General features: G+C 76.7%; 14 protein-coding genes. 7 read left to right on the top strand and 7 right to left on the bottom strand.

The window, feature by feature from the left end:
- Positions 1 to 498: zinc finger domain-containing protein (locus EBM89_RS16785; RefSeq protein ID WP_305038151.1), on the top strand; the 498-nt coding region annotated here is incomplete at its 5' end.
- A 10-nt stretch (positions 499 to 508) separates the two neighbouring features.
- Here EBM89_RS16785 and EBM89_RS16780 read toward each other — a convergent pair.
- Positions 509 to 952 carry a GNAT family N-acetyltransferase gene (locus EBM89_RS16780; protein ID WP_122150795.1) on the bottom strand — a complete coding sequence of 148 codons (444 nt, stop codon included), beginning with the start codon at positions 950 to 952 and terminating at the stop codon, positions 509 to 511.
- A gap of 96 nt (positions 953 to 1048) precedes the next feature.
- Between EBM89_RS16780 and EBM89_RS16775 the strand changes: the two genes are divergently transcribed.
- Positions 1049 to 1294: a LapA family protein gene (locus EBM89_RS16775; RefSeq protein WP_122150794.1), complete on the top strand. Its 246-nt coding sequence runs from the start codon at positions 1049 to 1051 to the stop codon at positions 1292 to 1294.
- Positions 1295 to 1297: 3 nt separating this feature from the next.
- On the opposite strand, the gene EBM89_RS16770 is transcribed toward EBM89_RS16775, so the two are convergent.
- Positions 1298 to 1954 (bottom strand): DUF1684 domain-containing protein, encoded by a 657-nt coding sequence (locus EBM89_RS16770; protein WP_122150793.1) that lies wholly within the window; start codon positions 1952 to 1954, stop codon positions 1298 to 1300.
- Positions 1955 to 1966: 12 nt separating this feature from the next.
- Positions 1967 to 2176 carry a hypothetical protein gene (locus tag EBM89_RS16765; RefSeq protein WP_233571808.1) on the bottom strand — a complete coding sequence of 70 codons (210 nt, stop codon included), beginning with the start codon at positions 2174 to 2176 and terminating at the stop codon, positions 1967 to 1969.
- A 59-nt stretch (positions 2177 to 2235) separates the two neighbouring features.
- On the opposite strand from EBM89_RS16765, the gene EBM89_RS16760 reads away from it, so the two are divergent.
- Positions 2236 to 3183 (top strand): LLM class F420-dependent oxidoreductase, encoded by a 948-nt coding sequence (locus EBM89_RS16760; RefSeq protein WP_122150792.1) that lies wholly within the window; start codon positions 2236 to 2238, stop codon positions 3181 to 3183.
- Here EBM89_RS16760 and EBM89_RS16755 read toward each other — a convergent pair.
- A complete protein-coding gene (locus EBM89_RS16755; RefSeq protein WP_233571807.1) occupies positions 3164 to 4498 on the bottom strand; it encodes a glycosyltransferase 87 family protein in 1335 nt (444 codons plus the stop codon). The genes EBM89_RS16760 and EBM89_RS16755 overlap by 20 nt on opposite strands.
- A gap of 206 nt (positions 4499 to 4704) precedes the next feature.
- On the opposite strand from EBM89_RS16755, the gene EBM89_RS16750 reads away from it, so the two are divergent.
- Both EBM89_RS16750 and EBM89_RS16745 read left to right on the top strand, forming a co-directional pair.
- Positions 4705 to 6039 (top strand): uracil-xanthine permease family protein, encoded by a 1335-nt coding sequence (locus tag EBM89_RS16750; RefSeq protein ID WP_122150791.1) that lies wholly within the window; start codon positions 4705 to 4707, stop codon positions 6037 to 6039.
- 132 nt (positions 6040 to 6171) lie between these two features.
- Complete coding sequence (locus EBM89_RS16745; protein ID WP_122150790.1) at positions 6172 to 6999, top strand: arginase family protein; 828 nt, start codon at positions 6172 to 6174, stop codon at positions 6997 to 6999.
- Between the two features lie 78 nt (positions 7000 to 7077).
- Here the strand turns inward: EBM89_RS16745 and EBM89_RS16740 are convergent, their stop codons facing one another.
- Complete coding sequence (locus EBM89_RS16740) at positions 7078 to 7755, bottom strand: LytR C-terminal domain-containing protein (RefSeq protein WP_122150789.1); 678 nt, start codon at positions 7753 to 7755, stop codon at positions 7078 to 7080.
- A complete protein-coding gene (locus EBM89_RS16735; RefSeq protein WP_122150788.1) occupies positions 7748 to 8053 on the bottom strand; it encodes a type II toxin-antitoxin system VapB family antitoxin in 306 nt (101 codons plus the stop codon). Before EBM89_RS16735 ends, EBM89_RS16740 begins: the two co-directional genes overlap by 8 nt.
- Positions 8054 to 8238: 185 nt before the next feature.
- On the opposite strand from EBM89_RS16735, the gene EBM89_RS16730 reads away from it, so the two are divergent.
- Positions 8239 to 11112: a bifunctional diguanylate cyclase/phosphodiesterase gene (locus tag EBM89_RS16730; RefSeq protein ID WP_122150787.1), complete on the top strand. Its 2874-nt coding sequence runs from the start codon at positions 8239 to 8241 to the stop codon at positions 11110 to 11112.
- On the opposite strand, the gene EBM89_RS16725 is transcribed toward EBM89_RS16730, so the two are convergent.
- The gene (locus tag EBM89_RS16725; RefSeq protein ID WP_122150786.1) at positions 10995 to 13532 is read right to left on the bottom strand and encodes a hypothetical protein; all 2538 of its coding nucleotides are present in this window, start codon (positions 13530 to 13532) and stop codon (positions 10995 to 10997) included. The two genes, EBM89_RS16730 and EBM89_RS16725, sit on opposite strands and share 118 nt — an antisense overlap.
- A gap of 132 nt (positions 13533 to 13664) precedes the next feature.
- Between EBM89_RS16725 and EBM89_RS16720 the strand changes: the two genes are divergently transcribed.
- A partial coding sequence (locus EBM89_RS16720; RefSeq protein ID WP_305038150.1) for a prephenate dehydratase domain-containing protein occupies positions 13665 to 14102 on the top strand: 438 nt, incomplete at its 3' end.

Raw genomic sequence — 14102 nt, 5'->3', positions numbered from 1 at the left:
TGCGAGGTGCTGGACCCGGCGGCCGCCGCGGCGGCGCTGGCGCGGCTCGGGCCGGACCCGGCGTCGGACGCGCAGGGGCTCGCGGGGGACGCGGCCGCCGCCGAGGTGGTGCGGCGGGTCACGACCCGGGCCACCCCGGTCGGGCAGCTGCTGATGGACCAGGCCGTCGTCGCGGGGATCGGCAACATCTACCGGGCGGAGCTGTTGTACCGCGCCCGCCTCGACCCGCACACCCCCGGTCGCCGGGTGCCCGCCGAGACCGCCCGGGCGCTGTGGGACGACTGGGCCGTGCTGCTCGCGGACGGCATCCGGACCGGCGTCATGCTGACCCGCGAGGACCTGGACGCCGACGGGCGCGCGGCCGCCCTGCGCGACGTGACGCTGCGGCACTGGGTCTACGGGCGCGGCGGCGAGCCGTGCCGCACCTGCGGGACGCCGGTCGTCGTCGAGGAGATGGCGGCGCGCAAGCTCTACTGGTGCCCGACCTGCCAGCGGTGACGGGGACGCGTCAGCGCGGTGTGCGGGTCATCGGCACGTGCGGGATGCCGTCCTCGTCGTAGTCGGCGCCGGCGCGCTCGAACCCGAACCGCCCGTACCAGGCCTCCAGGTGCGCCTGGGCGTGCAGGTGGATGGTGGCGTCCGGACGGCACAGGGTGATGCCGTGCTCGATGAGCGCCGCGGCGACCCCGCGCCCCCGCGCGGCCCCGGCGGTCGCGACCCGGCCGATGGCGGGGGCGTCGCCGTGCGCGCCGAGCACCCGGATGGTGCCGAGCACCTCGCCGTCCTCGTGCGCCCAGACCTGGAGGGTGTCGTCCAGCAGGTCCTGGCCGTCCAGGTCGGGGTAGGGGCAGTCCTGCTCGACCACGAACACGTCGACGCGCAGCCGCAGCAGCGGGTAGAGCTCGGCGGCGGTGATGGTGGCGGCGGTGCGGGTCTCGATGGTCGGTGGCACGGGCTCAGCGTAGGCGCGCGCTGGTCAGGGCAGGTGCCGGTGCGCCATGCTCACGGGAGCGGGGCCGCGGGGCCCCACCGGGAGAGGAGCGCCGCCATGAGCACCGACACCCCCGCCCGCGGGACGAACCCCGTCGTGGCGTTCCTGCAGCGCCGGTGGCTGAGCGTCCTGCTGGTGGTGCTGGCGCTGGTGTTCGTCGTGCAGAACCGGCACGAGGTCCGGATCAACTTGTTGGCGACGACGGTGACGACGCCGCTGTGGGTGGCGCTGACGGCGATGCTGGTCGTCGGCCTCGCGGCGGGGACGTTCCGCATCCGCCGCGCGTCGCGCCGCGACCGCTGAGCGTCAGAGCTCGAAGTCGGCCACCAGCAGCGGGTCGGGCTGCAGCTCGCCGACGGGCACCTCGGAATCGAGGACGTTGCCCCGGGTGGCGAGCGGGCACGCCCACGCGGGGTCGTACGCGCACGACGGGTTGTACGCGAAGTTGAGGTCGAGGACGAGCCCGCCGTCGGCCGCGCGGCCCAGGTCCGCGTGCTTGACCGTGTCCAGCAGGTACCGGCCGCCCCCGTAGGTGGTGCGGCCGGCGGTGCGGTCCTTGACCGGGATGAAGATGCCGCCGCCGTAGGTGCGCAGCGCCCACACGGACAGCCCGCCGATCCCGTCGAGCTCGACGCGGCCGACCCGGTCGAACGGGACGACGCCGTCGGTGCCGGTGGCGACCTCGAGCCGCTGCGCGGACGTGGCCCGGACCCGGACCTCGAACCGGAAGGCGGGGTCGTACGGGGCGACGGACAGCCCGCTGAACACGGCCTTCGCGGCGGGGCGCAGCGGCGACGCGGCGTGCTCCGCGAACAGCTCGTCGCGGCGCGCGACCCACTCGGCGTGCGCGGCGGCGGGGTCGTCGGCGGCGATCCGGCGGACGTCGGCGTAGGTCTGCGCGGTGCGGCGCCGCCAGTCCGCGACGGCCAGGGCGTCGAGGGCGGAGCCGAGCTGCGTCACCATGCCCTCACCGTCTCACGCGCGGGGCCTCGGGGCCGGTCGCGCGCGCCGGGGGTCCCCCAGTCGCCGCAGCGCCCGGACCTCGCGGACGGCGGTGGCGGCGCACACCAGTCCGACGAGCCACGCCCAGGTCCGGCCGCGCAGCGCGAAGGCCACGCACACGAGGGCGAGCGCGGTGGCACCGACGACCACCGCGAGGCTCGACCACCGGATCCCGCGCAGCACGCCCCCGACGCTACCGGCCCCGGCGTCCTCCACCCGTCCGGACGTGAAAGGCTCAGGCCATGGACCTGAGGATCTTCACCGAACCGCAGCAGGGCGCGACCTACGACGACCTCCTGGCCGTCGCCCGCGCCAGCGAGGACCTGGGCTTCGACGCCTTCTTCCGCTCCGACCACTACCTGTCCATGGGCAGCGGCGACGGCCTGCCCGGCCCCACCGACGCCTGGACCACCCTGGCGGGCCTGGCCCGCGAGACCAGCACCATCCGGCTGGGCACCCTCGTGACCTCCGCGACGTTCCGGCACCCGGGCGTGCTCGCGATCCAGGTCGCGCAGGTCGACCAGATGTCCGGCGGCCGCGTCGAGCTCGGCCTCGGGGCCGGCTGGTACGCCGAGGAGCACACCGCCTACGGCATCCCGTTCCCGGAGAAGCGCTTCGGCCTGCTCACCGAGCAGCTCGAGATCGTGTCGGGCCTGTGGGGCACGCCGGTCGGCGAGCGCTTCGACTTCGCGGGCGAGCACTACACGCTGACCGACAGCCCGGCGCTGCCCAAGCCGGTGCAGACCTCGCCGCTCGACCCGTCGCGCGCGGGTGTCCCGCTGATCGTCGGCGGCCTCGGCCCGAAGCGGACCCCGGCGCTCGCGGCGCGGTTCGCCACGGAGTTCAACCTGTCGTTCCCGCCCCTGGACGTCATCGGCGAGAAGCTCGAGACGGTGCGCGAGGCGTGCCGCACCATCGGGCGCGACCCGCAGACGCTCACGATGTCGACCGCGCTGGTGCTGGCCGGGGGCAAGGACGACGCCGAGGTGGACCGCCGGGCTGCGGCCATCGGCCGGGACCCGAAGGAGGTCCGCGAGGTGGGCATCGCCGGGACGCCGACCGCGATGGTCGACCGCCTGGGCGCGCTCGCCGAGCAGGGCATCCAGCGGGTCTACCTGCAGGTGCTCGACCTGCACGACCTGGACCACCTGGAGCTGGTGGCCTCGCAGGTCATGCCGCAGGTGCGCTGACCCGCGGCGTCGTCGTGGGGGGGGGGGGGCCGCGCCCCCCCGCCCCCCGGCCCCGCCCCCCCCCCCCCCCCCCCCCCCCCCCCACGACCGCGAGCACGACCAGCAGGACGTTGCGGGCCACGAGCACGAGCGTGGCCCCGGTCTGCTGCAGCGTGATCGCGTCGTAGGCGATCGGGAACACCACCTGGGTCAGCGCCGCGACGACGAGCACGAGCACCGCGGGCGTCCGCCACGCGCGCAACCCGCCCGCCCCGGGCCGGGCCAGGCCGACGACGACGGGACCCGCGAGCCAGCCGACGAACTGCGGCGACCCGACCTTGTTCGCGAGGATCAGGGTCAGCGCGACCAGCAGGGCGCCGCGCGCGAGGAACGCCGCGGTCGACGCGGCGTCGGACCGCGGCCGCAGCCAGGCCAGCAGCGCCGTCACCGCGGCCAGAGCCAGGGGCAGCACCAGCCCGAGCCCCGACGCGACCGCCGCGGTGCCCGGCCCGGCGATCTCCCACGTCGTGATCGCGTCGTTCAGCACCACCTGGACGTCGGGCCGCACCAGCCCGGCGAGCAGCCAGGGCGTCGCCGCCACGGACTCCAGCTGCAGCCCGCGGTCGCCCTGCTCGGACAGGAAGCTCGTGACGTGCCCGAGCCCGCCGCCCGCGGCGAGGGCGCCCACGACGACCACGCACACCGCGGCGGCGGGCAGCACGAGCGTCCGCCACGGGCGGCGCAGCACGAGCACGAGCGGCAGCAGCAGCGCCCCCGGGGCGACCTTGATCCACGCCCCGGCGGTGAGCAGCACCGACGCGACCACGGGGTGCCGCAGCGCGAGCGTCAGGGCGACGACGACCACGGGCGCGACGACCGCGTCCAGGCGGCCGACCGCGACGGGGCCGAGCAGCAGCAGGAACGCGAGCCACCACCACGCGCCGAGCGCGGGCTCGCTGCGCGACCGGTCCACGTCCCCGAGCACGGCCCGCGGGTCGCCGGGGCGGGGCGCCCAGCGCAGCAGCACGACCACCGCGACGGCGTTCAGCACCGTCACCAGGACCGACCACGCGACGGCGTACGGCTGGGTGCCGACCGCGTCGACCAGCGCGGGCAGCAGCATCGGCAGCACGGCGCCCGCCGGGTACACCCAGTCGCCGTCGAGCACCGGCCAGGTGCCCTGGTGCAGGCCCTGCCACATCCACCAGCGGTACAGGTCGAGGTCCCAGAACGCCTTCGCCGGGATCAGCACGGTGCCGACGTACGCGATCCAGCCGTGCACGAGCGCGAAGGCGGTCCACAGGGCGGCGCGGGAGCGCAGCAGGCGGTCGGGCACGGCACCTCCGGTCGGGGCGGGCGGGTCCGGCCCGGCGCCCACACCCTACGCGGGGCGGGTGTGCGGCGGGCGGCCGCGCGCACCGGGGGAGCAGGCCGTGGCCGGGTCCCGCGGGACCACCGGCCCGCACCCCCCGAGCGGGTGAACCGCTAGCCTGCCCAGCGGCGCGCGGACGGTCCGGCGGCGCCGACGAGGAGGCTGGACGCGTGAGCGCGATCGGGTGGCGGGTGCACGGCGACGGGAAGCAGGTCGCCCCGGGGGCGGTCGTCGCCCCGGACGAGCGGCTGTCGTGGCCGCGGACCATCGGGATCGGCATGCAGCACGTCGTGGCGATGTTCGGCGCCACGTTCCTCGTGCCGCTGCTCACCGGGTTCTCCCCGGCGACGACGCTGCTGTTCTCCGCCCTGGGGACCGTGGTGTTCCTGCTGGTCACGGGCAACCGGCTGCCGTCCTACCTGGGGTCGAGCTTCGCGTTCATCGGCCCGATCGTCGCGGCCACGGCCTCGGGCGGGCAGTCCGCCGCGGTCGGCGGCATCCTCGCCACGGGCGTGCTGCTCGCGGTCATCGGCCTGGTCGTGCACCTGGCGGGCTCGCGGTGGATCGACCTGGTCATGCCACCGGTCGTCACCGGCACCGTGGTCGCGCTGATCGGCTTCAACCTGGCGCCGACGGCGTGGGGCACGTGCGACGACGCGGGCGTGTGCAGCGGGTTCCGCGCCGCACCGGTGACGGCCGTCGTGACCCTGCTCGCGATCGTCGTGGTCGCCGTCCTGTTCCGGGGCATCCTCGGGCGGCTGTCCATCCTGGTCGGCGTCGTCGTGGGTTATGTCGTCGCGACCGTCCGCGGCGAGGTCGACTTCACGGCGGTGGGCGAGGCCGACTGGTTCGGCCTCCCGCACTTCGTGACGCCCACGTTCGAGCCGCGGCTGCTCGGCCTGTTCCTGCCGGTGGTGTTCGTGCTCATCGCCGAGAACGTCGGCCACGTGAAGTCCGTCGCGGCGATGACCGGCAAGGACCTCGACCCGCTGACCGGGCGCGCGCTGCTGGCGGACGGCCTGGCGACCACGCTCGCCGGGTTCGGCGGCGGCTCCGGCACCACCACGTACGCCGAGAACATCGGCGTCATGGCCGCGACCAAGGTGTACTCCACGGCGGCGTACTGGGTGGCGGCGGCCACGGCCCTGGTGCTCAGCCTGTCCCCGAAGTTCGGCGAGCTCATCAACACGATCCCGGCGGGCGTGCTCGGCGGGGCGACCACGGTGCTGTACGGCATGATCGGCGTGCTCGGCGCCCGGATCTGGGTGCAGAACAAGGTCGACTTCTCCAACCCCGTGAACCTCACCACCGCCGCGGTCGCGCTGGTGATCGGCATCGCGAACTTCACCTGGACCGCGGGCGACCTCACGTTCGAGGGCATCGCGCTCGGCACGGCGGCCGCCATCGGCGTCTACCACCTCATGCACGCGGTGGCCCGCTGGCGCGGCACCACCCAGGAGCCGGCCACCCCGGCCTCGGTCCCGGGAGGCACCGAGCTCGCGTGACCGCATCCCGCCGAGTGCGGAGAACACGGCCCCGGATGTCCGGTTCGCGGCTCACGTCCTCCGCACTCGGCGGGGCCCGGACGCGCGTGCGGGGACGGAGGTCGGTAGCGTGCGGCGGGAGGGGGAGCACGCATGACGGACGACCCGGGGCGCGTCGCGCTCGTCCAGTTCACGGGCACCGCGGGGGACCGCAACCCGGACGGTGCCGCGGGGGCGCGCCTGCTGGCCCGGGCGCTGGCGGCGCGCCTCGGCGTCGAGGCCGTCCCCGTCGGGCGCGAGCGCCCACGGCTGGGTGGTACCTGGGACGCCGAGCTGGCCGCCGCCCGGACGGACCTGGAGGCGGTCGCCGAGCGGTTCCGCGTGGTGCTCGCCGCCGGCGCGGCCCCGGTCGCCGCGATCAACCGGTGCGCGGTCGCGCTCGCCACCGTCCCGGTCGTCGCGCAGGCGCGAGCGGACGCGGTCGTGGTGTGGTTCGACGGGCACGGCGACGTGCACACGCCCGCCACGACCACGTCCGGCTACCTGGGCGGCCTCGCCCTCGCGGGACCGCTCGGGCTGTGGGCCTCGGGGCTGGGCGCCGGGCTGACGCCCGACCGGGCCGTCCTCGTGGGCGCACGGGACCTCGACCCGCCGGAGCGCGCGCTCGTCGACAGCACGGCCCTGACCCTCGTCCCTCCCGGTCCGGACGTCGCGGAGGCGGTCGCCGTCGCGGTCGCCGGCCGACCGGTGTTCGTCCACGTCGACTGCGACGTCCTCGAGCCCGGGATCGTGCCGACGGAGTACGACGTGCCCGGCGGGCTGTCGCTCGAGGACCTGCGGCGGTGCTGCGCCGCGCTCGCGCGCACCGAGGTGGTCGGTGTCGAGGTGGGCGAGGTCGAGTCCCGGACCGGCGACGAGAACCTCACCGGGCTGGTCGACGCGCTGGGTCCGGTGCTCGACGCCGCCGGCGCACGACCGTGACCTGGGCGAGACCCTCCCGGCCCGACGACCCACCGGCTCGGCCCACCGCTCGGCGAGCCGCGGGCACCACCCTCGCGGTCAGCCCTCGGCGGGCGGGGCCTCCTCGGCGGGGGGCTCGGTCGCCGGCGGGGGGACCGGCCGCGGGGCCGGGGTGACCTGGTCCAGGGCGATGCAGCCCTCGGGGACCGCGAACGGCTGGTCCGCGGCGAGCACGACGTCCGCCGCCGCGACCAGCGCGCTGTAGCTCGACCCGACGACGACGTCCACGGACGCGTCCTCGCGGTCGTCCAGCACGAGCTGCGGGGTGTCGAACTGCGCGGCCACGGTGTACGCCTGGGCGACGCCCTGCGTGCCGAACTGGATCAGCGCGCTGCCCGCGTAGGACTCGTAGCCCGCCTCGCGCGCGTTGCCCTCGGCGGCGATGCTGAAGCCGCGCTGGAGCAGCGCGGACGCGGTGTCGCCCGCCAGGCCGACGCGGTTGGTCGAGTTGAGCACCGTGAGCGCGACCTCGCCGTACGGGACGGGCGTCGCGCCCTCGGGCGGGCACGGCGAGTTCGCCGCGGCCAGGCCGGTGGGCTCGGGGGACGAGAAGTCGCGCGCGAGGAACGGCGGCGTCCAGCTGCCCGTGTACACGGCGGCGGCGCCGAACGCGGAGACGGCGAGCCCGCCGACGAGCACGCCGAAGACGACGGCCTGGCGCTCACGGGTGTGCCGACGGCGGCGCTGGCGCGCGGCGTCCGGGGTGCGGTCAGACATCGGACTCGATCACGAGGACCCGCGCGTGCAGGACGGGCCGCTGCTGCAGCGCCGCACGCACGGCCCGGTGCAGGCCGTCCTCCAGGTAGAGCACGCCCCGCCACTGCACGACGTGCGCGAACAGGTCGCCGTAGAACGTCGAGTCCTCGGACAGCAGGTTGTCCAGGTTCAGGGTGCGCTTGGTGGTGACCAGCTCGTCGAGGCGGACCTGGCGCGGCGGCACCTCGGCCCACTCCTTGGGCGTGACGAGGCCGTGATCGGGATAGGGCCTGCCCTCGCCCACCGACTTGAAGATCACGGGCCCGAGTCTAGGGGAGTCCGCCCCACCTCCGGGTCGCGGCTCGCCCGCACCACCCGAGTGCGTGCACCCGGGTGAAACTGCCGGTGGAGGTCGCGCCGGTGCCTCCCGCGACCGATGAGGGGTGTACGCGCAGCTGCGCCGACCGGCGGGGGACCGCCGGGTTCGACCCCGAGGAGGTGCGGATGCCGCTCGACGCGCGACGCCGCGCCCGACGGCGCCTGCGCTGGGTCCTCGCGGTCCTGGTGCCCCTGGGGGTGGCCCTGTCGTTCGGCGCGTCCGCCCTGGACGCGGCGCAGCACCGCGCGCGGGTGGACGACGGCGTGCGCGCCCAGCTCGACGTCACCGCGGAGTCGGTGTCCGGCCGGGTGGCGATGCAGACGCGCCTGGCCGTCGCGTCGGCGACGCTGCTCACCCCGACCGCGACGACGACGTGGGACTCCGGCGTCGCCGCCTGGGACCTGCACCTGCAGGTGCTGGGCGCGAGCGACGGCGCGGGGCCGCGCCCGGACGGGCAGACGTCGGGCATCGGCTGGCTCGCCGCACCCGCGGACCCCGCGGACCGGTCGGGCCCGGTGGACCTGGTGCCCGGGGGCGAGGCCGCTCCTGGTGTCGTCACGGTCGGCGGCACCGTGCGCACGGGGGAGCCGTCCGCCCTGGACGGGCTCGTCGCGGGCCACGCCGAGCGGTCGGCGGTCGTCGCGCTCGCGGCGGCCCTCACGGCGGCGCGCGACTCCGGGGGCACGACCCTCACGCAGGCGTACCCCGTCGGCGCGGCGGGCCACGACGGCAGCGCGGGCAGCGGAGCCGACGCCGGGATGGTGGTGCGCGGCGCGCAGCAGGCCGGGCGCGAGGCCGCCGTGGTGGCCCCCGTGTACGACGGTGTCACCGCGCCGACGACCGAGGCGGAGCGGCGGGCGCGCCTGCTGGGCTGGACCGTCGTGACGTTCCGGGTCGGACCGCTGCTGGACCAGGTGCCCACCAAGCCGCGCGACGCGACGCTCGTCCGCGAGGACGGCACGCTGCTCGGCGTGCTCGGGGACGCCCCGCTGGACGACGCGGGGCGGGCCCGGGTGGCGGACCTGGCGGCCGGGACGGCCGCGGCGCTGCAGACCCGGGACGTGACGCTGGCGGGCCGCACCTGGACGCTGGTCTCGGCTCCCGCCGAGGTGCCGGGGCGGTTGCAGGGGTTCTCGCTGGTGGTCGGCCTGCTGCTGACCGCGCTGGTGGTCGTGCTGATCGCGACCCGTGCGGGTGCGGAGGTGCGGGCGGTCACGGTCGCCGCCGAGCGCACCCGCGCGCTGGCGGCGCGCACCCGGGACCTGGAGTCGATCACCCGCAACACCCCGGACGCGCTGGCCCGGGTGGACGGCGAGGCGCGGCTGCGGTTCGTCAACGAGGCGATGCGCCGCACCGCCGGGCTGACCGACGACGACCTCGGGCGCACGGTGAAGGAGCTGTCCGGCCGCTCGCCGGTGCTGGACGCCGTCCGGGCGCTGAGCCACCACATGCTGGCGTTCGCCGCCGAGCCCGGCGTCGACGTCGACCGCGACCCGCGGCGTCTGATCAGCATGTCCGCGCCGTCCGGCGGGCGCTGGTACGACGTGCGCGCCGTCCCCGAGACGGGGCCCGACGGGCGGGTCGACGCCGTCCTCGTCGTGGCGCGCGACGTGACGCGCTCGCGGGAGGCCCAGGAACGGCTGACGCACGCCGCGACGCACGACTCGCTCACCGGGCTCGCGAACCGGGACCTGGCGCGCGAGCGCACCGTCGCCGCGCTGACCACGTCCCGGCGGGGCACGGCGCTGCTGCTGCTCGACCTCGACCGGTTCAAGCTCGTCAACGACTCCTACGGCCACGTCGTCGGCGACCAGCTGCTGCAGCGCGCCGCCCGCCGGGTCGCGGCCGACCTGCCGGAGCGCGCGACGGCCGCGCGCCTCGGCGGCGACGAGTTCGTGGTGCTGCTGCCGGACGTCGACCCCGCCGAGGCGGAGGCCGTCGCGCTGCGCCTGGTCGCGGCGTTCGACGAGCCGTTCGCGCTGCACGACGAGGAGTTCGCGGTCGGGTGCAGCGTCGGCGTCGTGCACGCGGAGCCCGGGGCGATGGTGTGGGACGAGCTGCTGCGCTCGGCGGACGTCGCGATGTACCGGGCGAAGGCCGCGGGCGGCGGCACCCACCACTGGTACGAGGACCAGGGCGCGGACACCGCGCGGCAGCGGCTCACCATGGCCGCGGATCTGCGCCGTGCCACCGACGAGGGCGAGCTCGCGCTGGTCTACCAGGCCGAGGTGGACCTGGTGACCGGCCGGGTCGAGGGCGTCGAGGCGCTGATGCGCTGGACCAGCCGCACCCGCGGCCCCGTGTCGCCCGCGGAGTTCATCCCGGTCGCCGAGGAGACCGGCCTGATCGGGGAGCTCGGCGCGTGGGCGCTGGACCGCGCGCTGTCCGAGCTGGTCGCGCACAACCGCGGCACCGGCGCGGACCTGCGGGTCTGGGTCAACGTCTCGCCCCGGCAGTTCGCGGCCTCGGGCGACCGGCCCGACCTCGTCACCCTGGTCGTGGACACGCTGGCGCGGCACGACGCCCCGCCCGGGTGGCTCGGCATCGAGGTCACCGAGTCGGCGCTGGCCGACGACGCCCGCGCGGTGCCGATGCTGCGCGCGCTGCGCGAGCTCGGCGTCGGCGTCGCCATCGACGACTTCGGCACCGGCTACTCGTCGCTGTCCCGCCTGCGCGACTACCCGGTGACGCTGCTGAAGATCGACCAGTCGTTCGTGCGCGGCCTGGGCGGCGGCGGACCCGTCGGCCCGCGCGCCGGCGGCGTGGTCGAGGCGATCGTCGCGCTCGGGCGCTCCCTCGGCGCGGACGTCATCGCCGAGGGCGTGGAGGACGAGGCCCGGTACACCGCGCTGCGGGCGCTGGGCTGCGACCTCGCGCAGGGCTACCTGTTCGGGCGCCCCTGCACGTTCGCCGACGCGGTGCTGCCGGTCGAGGTGCCCGGTCCGGTGCTGCCGGGGATGGTCGGCGCCAGGCCGCCGTCGGCGCGCAGGCTCTCCTGAGCCACCGGGTCGCCGGTCGGCAGCCCCAGCATCCAGGTCGCGCAGGCCGCCGCGAGCAGCGGGACCGCGAGCCCGATCCCGGTCGCGGGGATGACCACGCCCGAGTCGTTGAGCGCGAAGCCGACGCCCAGGGTCACCCCGAGGGCGATCAGGCCCTTGAGCAGCATCGGCGCGTCGGTCGCGAGGCGGCGCAGCGGGGCACCGCCCGACAGCCAGGCGTACGGGCCGCCGTCGGGCGCGTTCACCGCGGAGCGCGCGGGGCGGCCGACGAGCAGCACGACCAGCAGCAGGCCGCCGAGGGCGAGCAGGGTCTGCTCGCTCCCGAACAGGATGCCGAGGTTCGCCTGGCCCTTGCGCAGCAGCACGGTCCACAGGCCGCCGTCCAGGACGGTCTCGATGAACGCGCCGAGGTGGGTGCGCTCGTCCGCGGGGCGCAGGTAGTCGAGGGTCGCGATGCCGACCACGGTGACCACGCCCGCGCCGAGCACCAGCAGCACCCGCCGCCAGTTCAGGCGGATGCCCGCGGCGAGCAGCGCGAGGATCGCGAACCCGGGCACCAGCGCCGGGGGCCCGCCGAAGTCCGCGCCGATGCTCGGCGAGCCGTTGATCACGACGGCGACCAGGCCGAGCACGGCGACGACGGTCACGGCCCGACCCCGCCGCCCGGCCCGCAGCAGCGGGTCGGCCAGCGCGACCGCCGCCAGCAGCATCGCGGTGGCGAACAGCGCGAACGCCGGGTTGCCGAACCCGTAGAACCGCCCCGCGACCAGCGAGCCCGGGCCCATCATCGAGTCCAGCGCCAGCCGGGCACCGGTGGCGACGTCGACGGCCAGGACCACCGCCGTGACGGCGGCGACCACGCCGAGCGGCCCCAGCAGGCGGGAGCGCCACCACGGGGCGAGCAGGGCGATCGCGGAGATCAGCGCGGCGAACCCGAGCACCACGGCGGCCAGCGCCCACGCGGGGGTCGCGGCGCGCCACCAGGGCAGCAGGTTCGCGAGGAACGTCGACACCGGCACCGCCGCCACCAGCACCGCCGCGGCCCGCAGGCCGTGCAGCACCCGGCGCGGGTGCTCGGGGCGGGGCGCGCGCGCCGGACCGCGGCGCAGCCGGGCGAGCAGGCCGAGCCACCAACCGCGCACCCGCCCGTTCAGGCCCACGACGACCATCAGGTACAGCGCGAGGTTCGCCCCGACCCACCACAGGTAGAACGTGCCGACCAGCGGCTTGGCCGCCTGCGCGTGCCGGTTCTCGTCGATGAGCGCGGCCACGCGGGCGCCCGCCGTCGCGTCGTCCGGGGTGAACCGGATCGACGACCCGACCAGCGCGCCGGACGGCGCCTGGTCGCGGATGCCCAGGGCGTCCAGCAGCGTCGGCGTGATGTCCGTGGCCTGGAGGTACCCGTCCTGCCGGGTCGACTGCGAGCCGATCGTGCCGCCCGCGTACGTCGCGCCCCCGGGAGCGGGGCCGGTCGCCGCGGCGACCTGGAGCTGTGCGCGCCGGTTGGAGTCGGCGAGCGAGAACAGCAGCACCGTGACGTCCTCGTCGGCGTCCCGCGCCGCGTCCAGCGCCGCGCCCACCCGCTCGTCGATGAGCTGCACCTGCTCGGCGCGGGTCGGCTCGATGACGACGTCGGTGCCCGACACGTCGGGCTGCTCCTCGGTCGCGTCGGTGCCGAGCCCGCCGCCGGTGGTGCCGTCGGCGTCGGTGCGGCCCTTGGTCTGGTATCCGGGGTCCCGCACCTGACCGGCGTCGAGGACCACCAGGCGCGAGCCTGCGGTCAGGGCGTCCGCGACGGCGTCCTCGGTGCCGCGCGCGCTCGCCGGGCGGCGCACGTGGTCCCCCGCGGGGGTGCCGTCGGCGTCCGACAGCGCGATGGCGGCACCCGGCCCGATGCCGGTGACCGGCAGCCCGGCCGCCGCGACGGTGTCGCCCAGCAGGCCGAGCCGCGAGTCGTACGGGGAGGCCGCGGTCGCCTCGACGTAGTCCTGCCAGCCGGGGACGGTGCCGTTCGACAGCGGGTCGCGCAGCGTGCGGCAGGTGCCGTCCGGGACGCGGACGTCGTCCGAGCGCCCGCCCGCGGACACCGCGAGCCAGCCCGCGGCGGGGCAGGTGTACGACCACCGGCTGCGCACCACGGTGTTCCCGAGCGACGCCTCGCGGGACAGCTCCCACAGCGACGGGGTGGTCAGCGAGCCCAGGTCGTCCCAGCGCAGCCCGGTCACGCCGACGAGCAGCACCGGGTGCTCGGCCACGGCCTCGTCGTCCGTCGCCGCGACCGCGCGCGTCGCGCCCGCGGCCCAGCCGGTGCCGACGAGCAGCAGCGCCACCAGCGCGGCGACGAGCAGCCGGGTCGCCGCGGTGCCCCGACCGGCGGGCTGGGGGTGGGCGGACGTCGGCGCGGGCGTGGACAGGGGCACCGGTCCAGCGTACGGGCGCACTAGTCTCGGCAGGGTCGCGGCGGCCGCCCCCGCCGGCACGTGCACGCGCGCCGCACAGGGTGCTCACGCGACGCGCACGCGCACCGCACCGACGCCCCTGGAGGTCCCCCGATGCCCGGCCGTCCCCGGTACGCCTACCTCGGCCCCGCCGGGACCTTCACCGAGGTCGCCCTGCGCCAGGTCGCCAGCCCCGAGGACGCGGAGTACCTGCCGCAGGCGGACGTGGTCTCCGCGATCGAGGCCGTGCGCACCGGCGCCGCGGACCACGCCGTCGTCGCCATCGAGAGCACCATCGAGGGCGGCGTGACCGCGACGCTCGACGCCCTCGCCGTCGGCAGCCCGCTGGTGCTCCAGCAGGAGGTGCTGGTGCCGGTCGGGTTCACCCTCGTCGGGCGGCCCGGGGTGGCGCTCGCCGACGTGCGCCGCGTCGCCGCGCACCCGCACGCGTGGGTGCAGTGCCGCCGGTGGCTCGCCGAGCACGTGCCCGGCGCCGTGCACGTCCCCGCCGCGTCGAACACCGCCCCGGCCGCGCAGCTCGCGGCGCTGGCC

The sequence above is a fragment of the Cellulomonas triticagri genome (assembly GCF_003696205.1).
In the GTDB taxonomy this organism is placed as follows: domain Bacteria; phylum Actinomycetota; class Actinomycetes; order Actinomycetales; family Cellulomonadaceae; genus Cellulomonas; species Cellulomonas triticagri.
The sequence above is the reverse complement of the archived record's forward strand: the minus strand, read 5'-3'. Positions and strand labels throughout refer to the sequence as shown.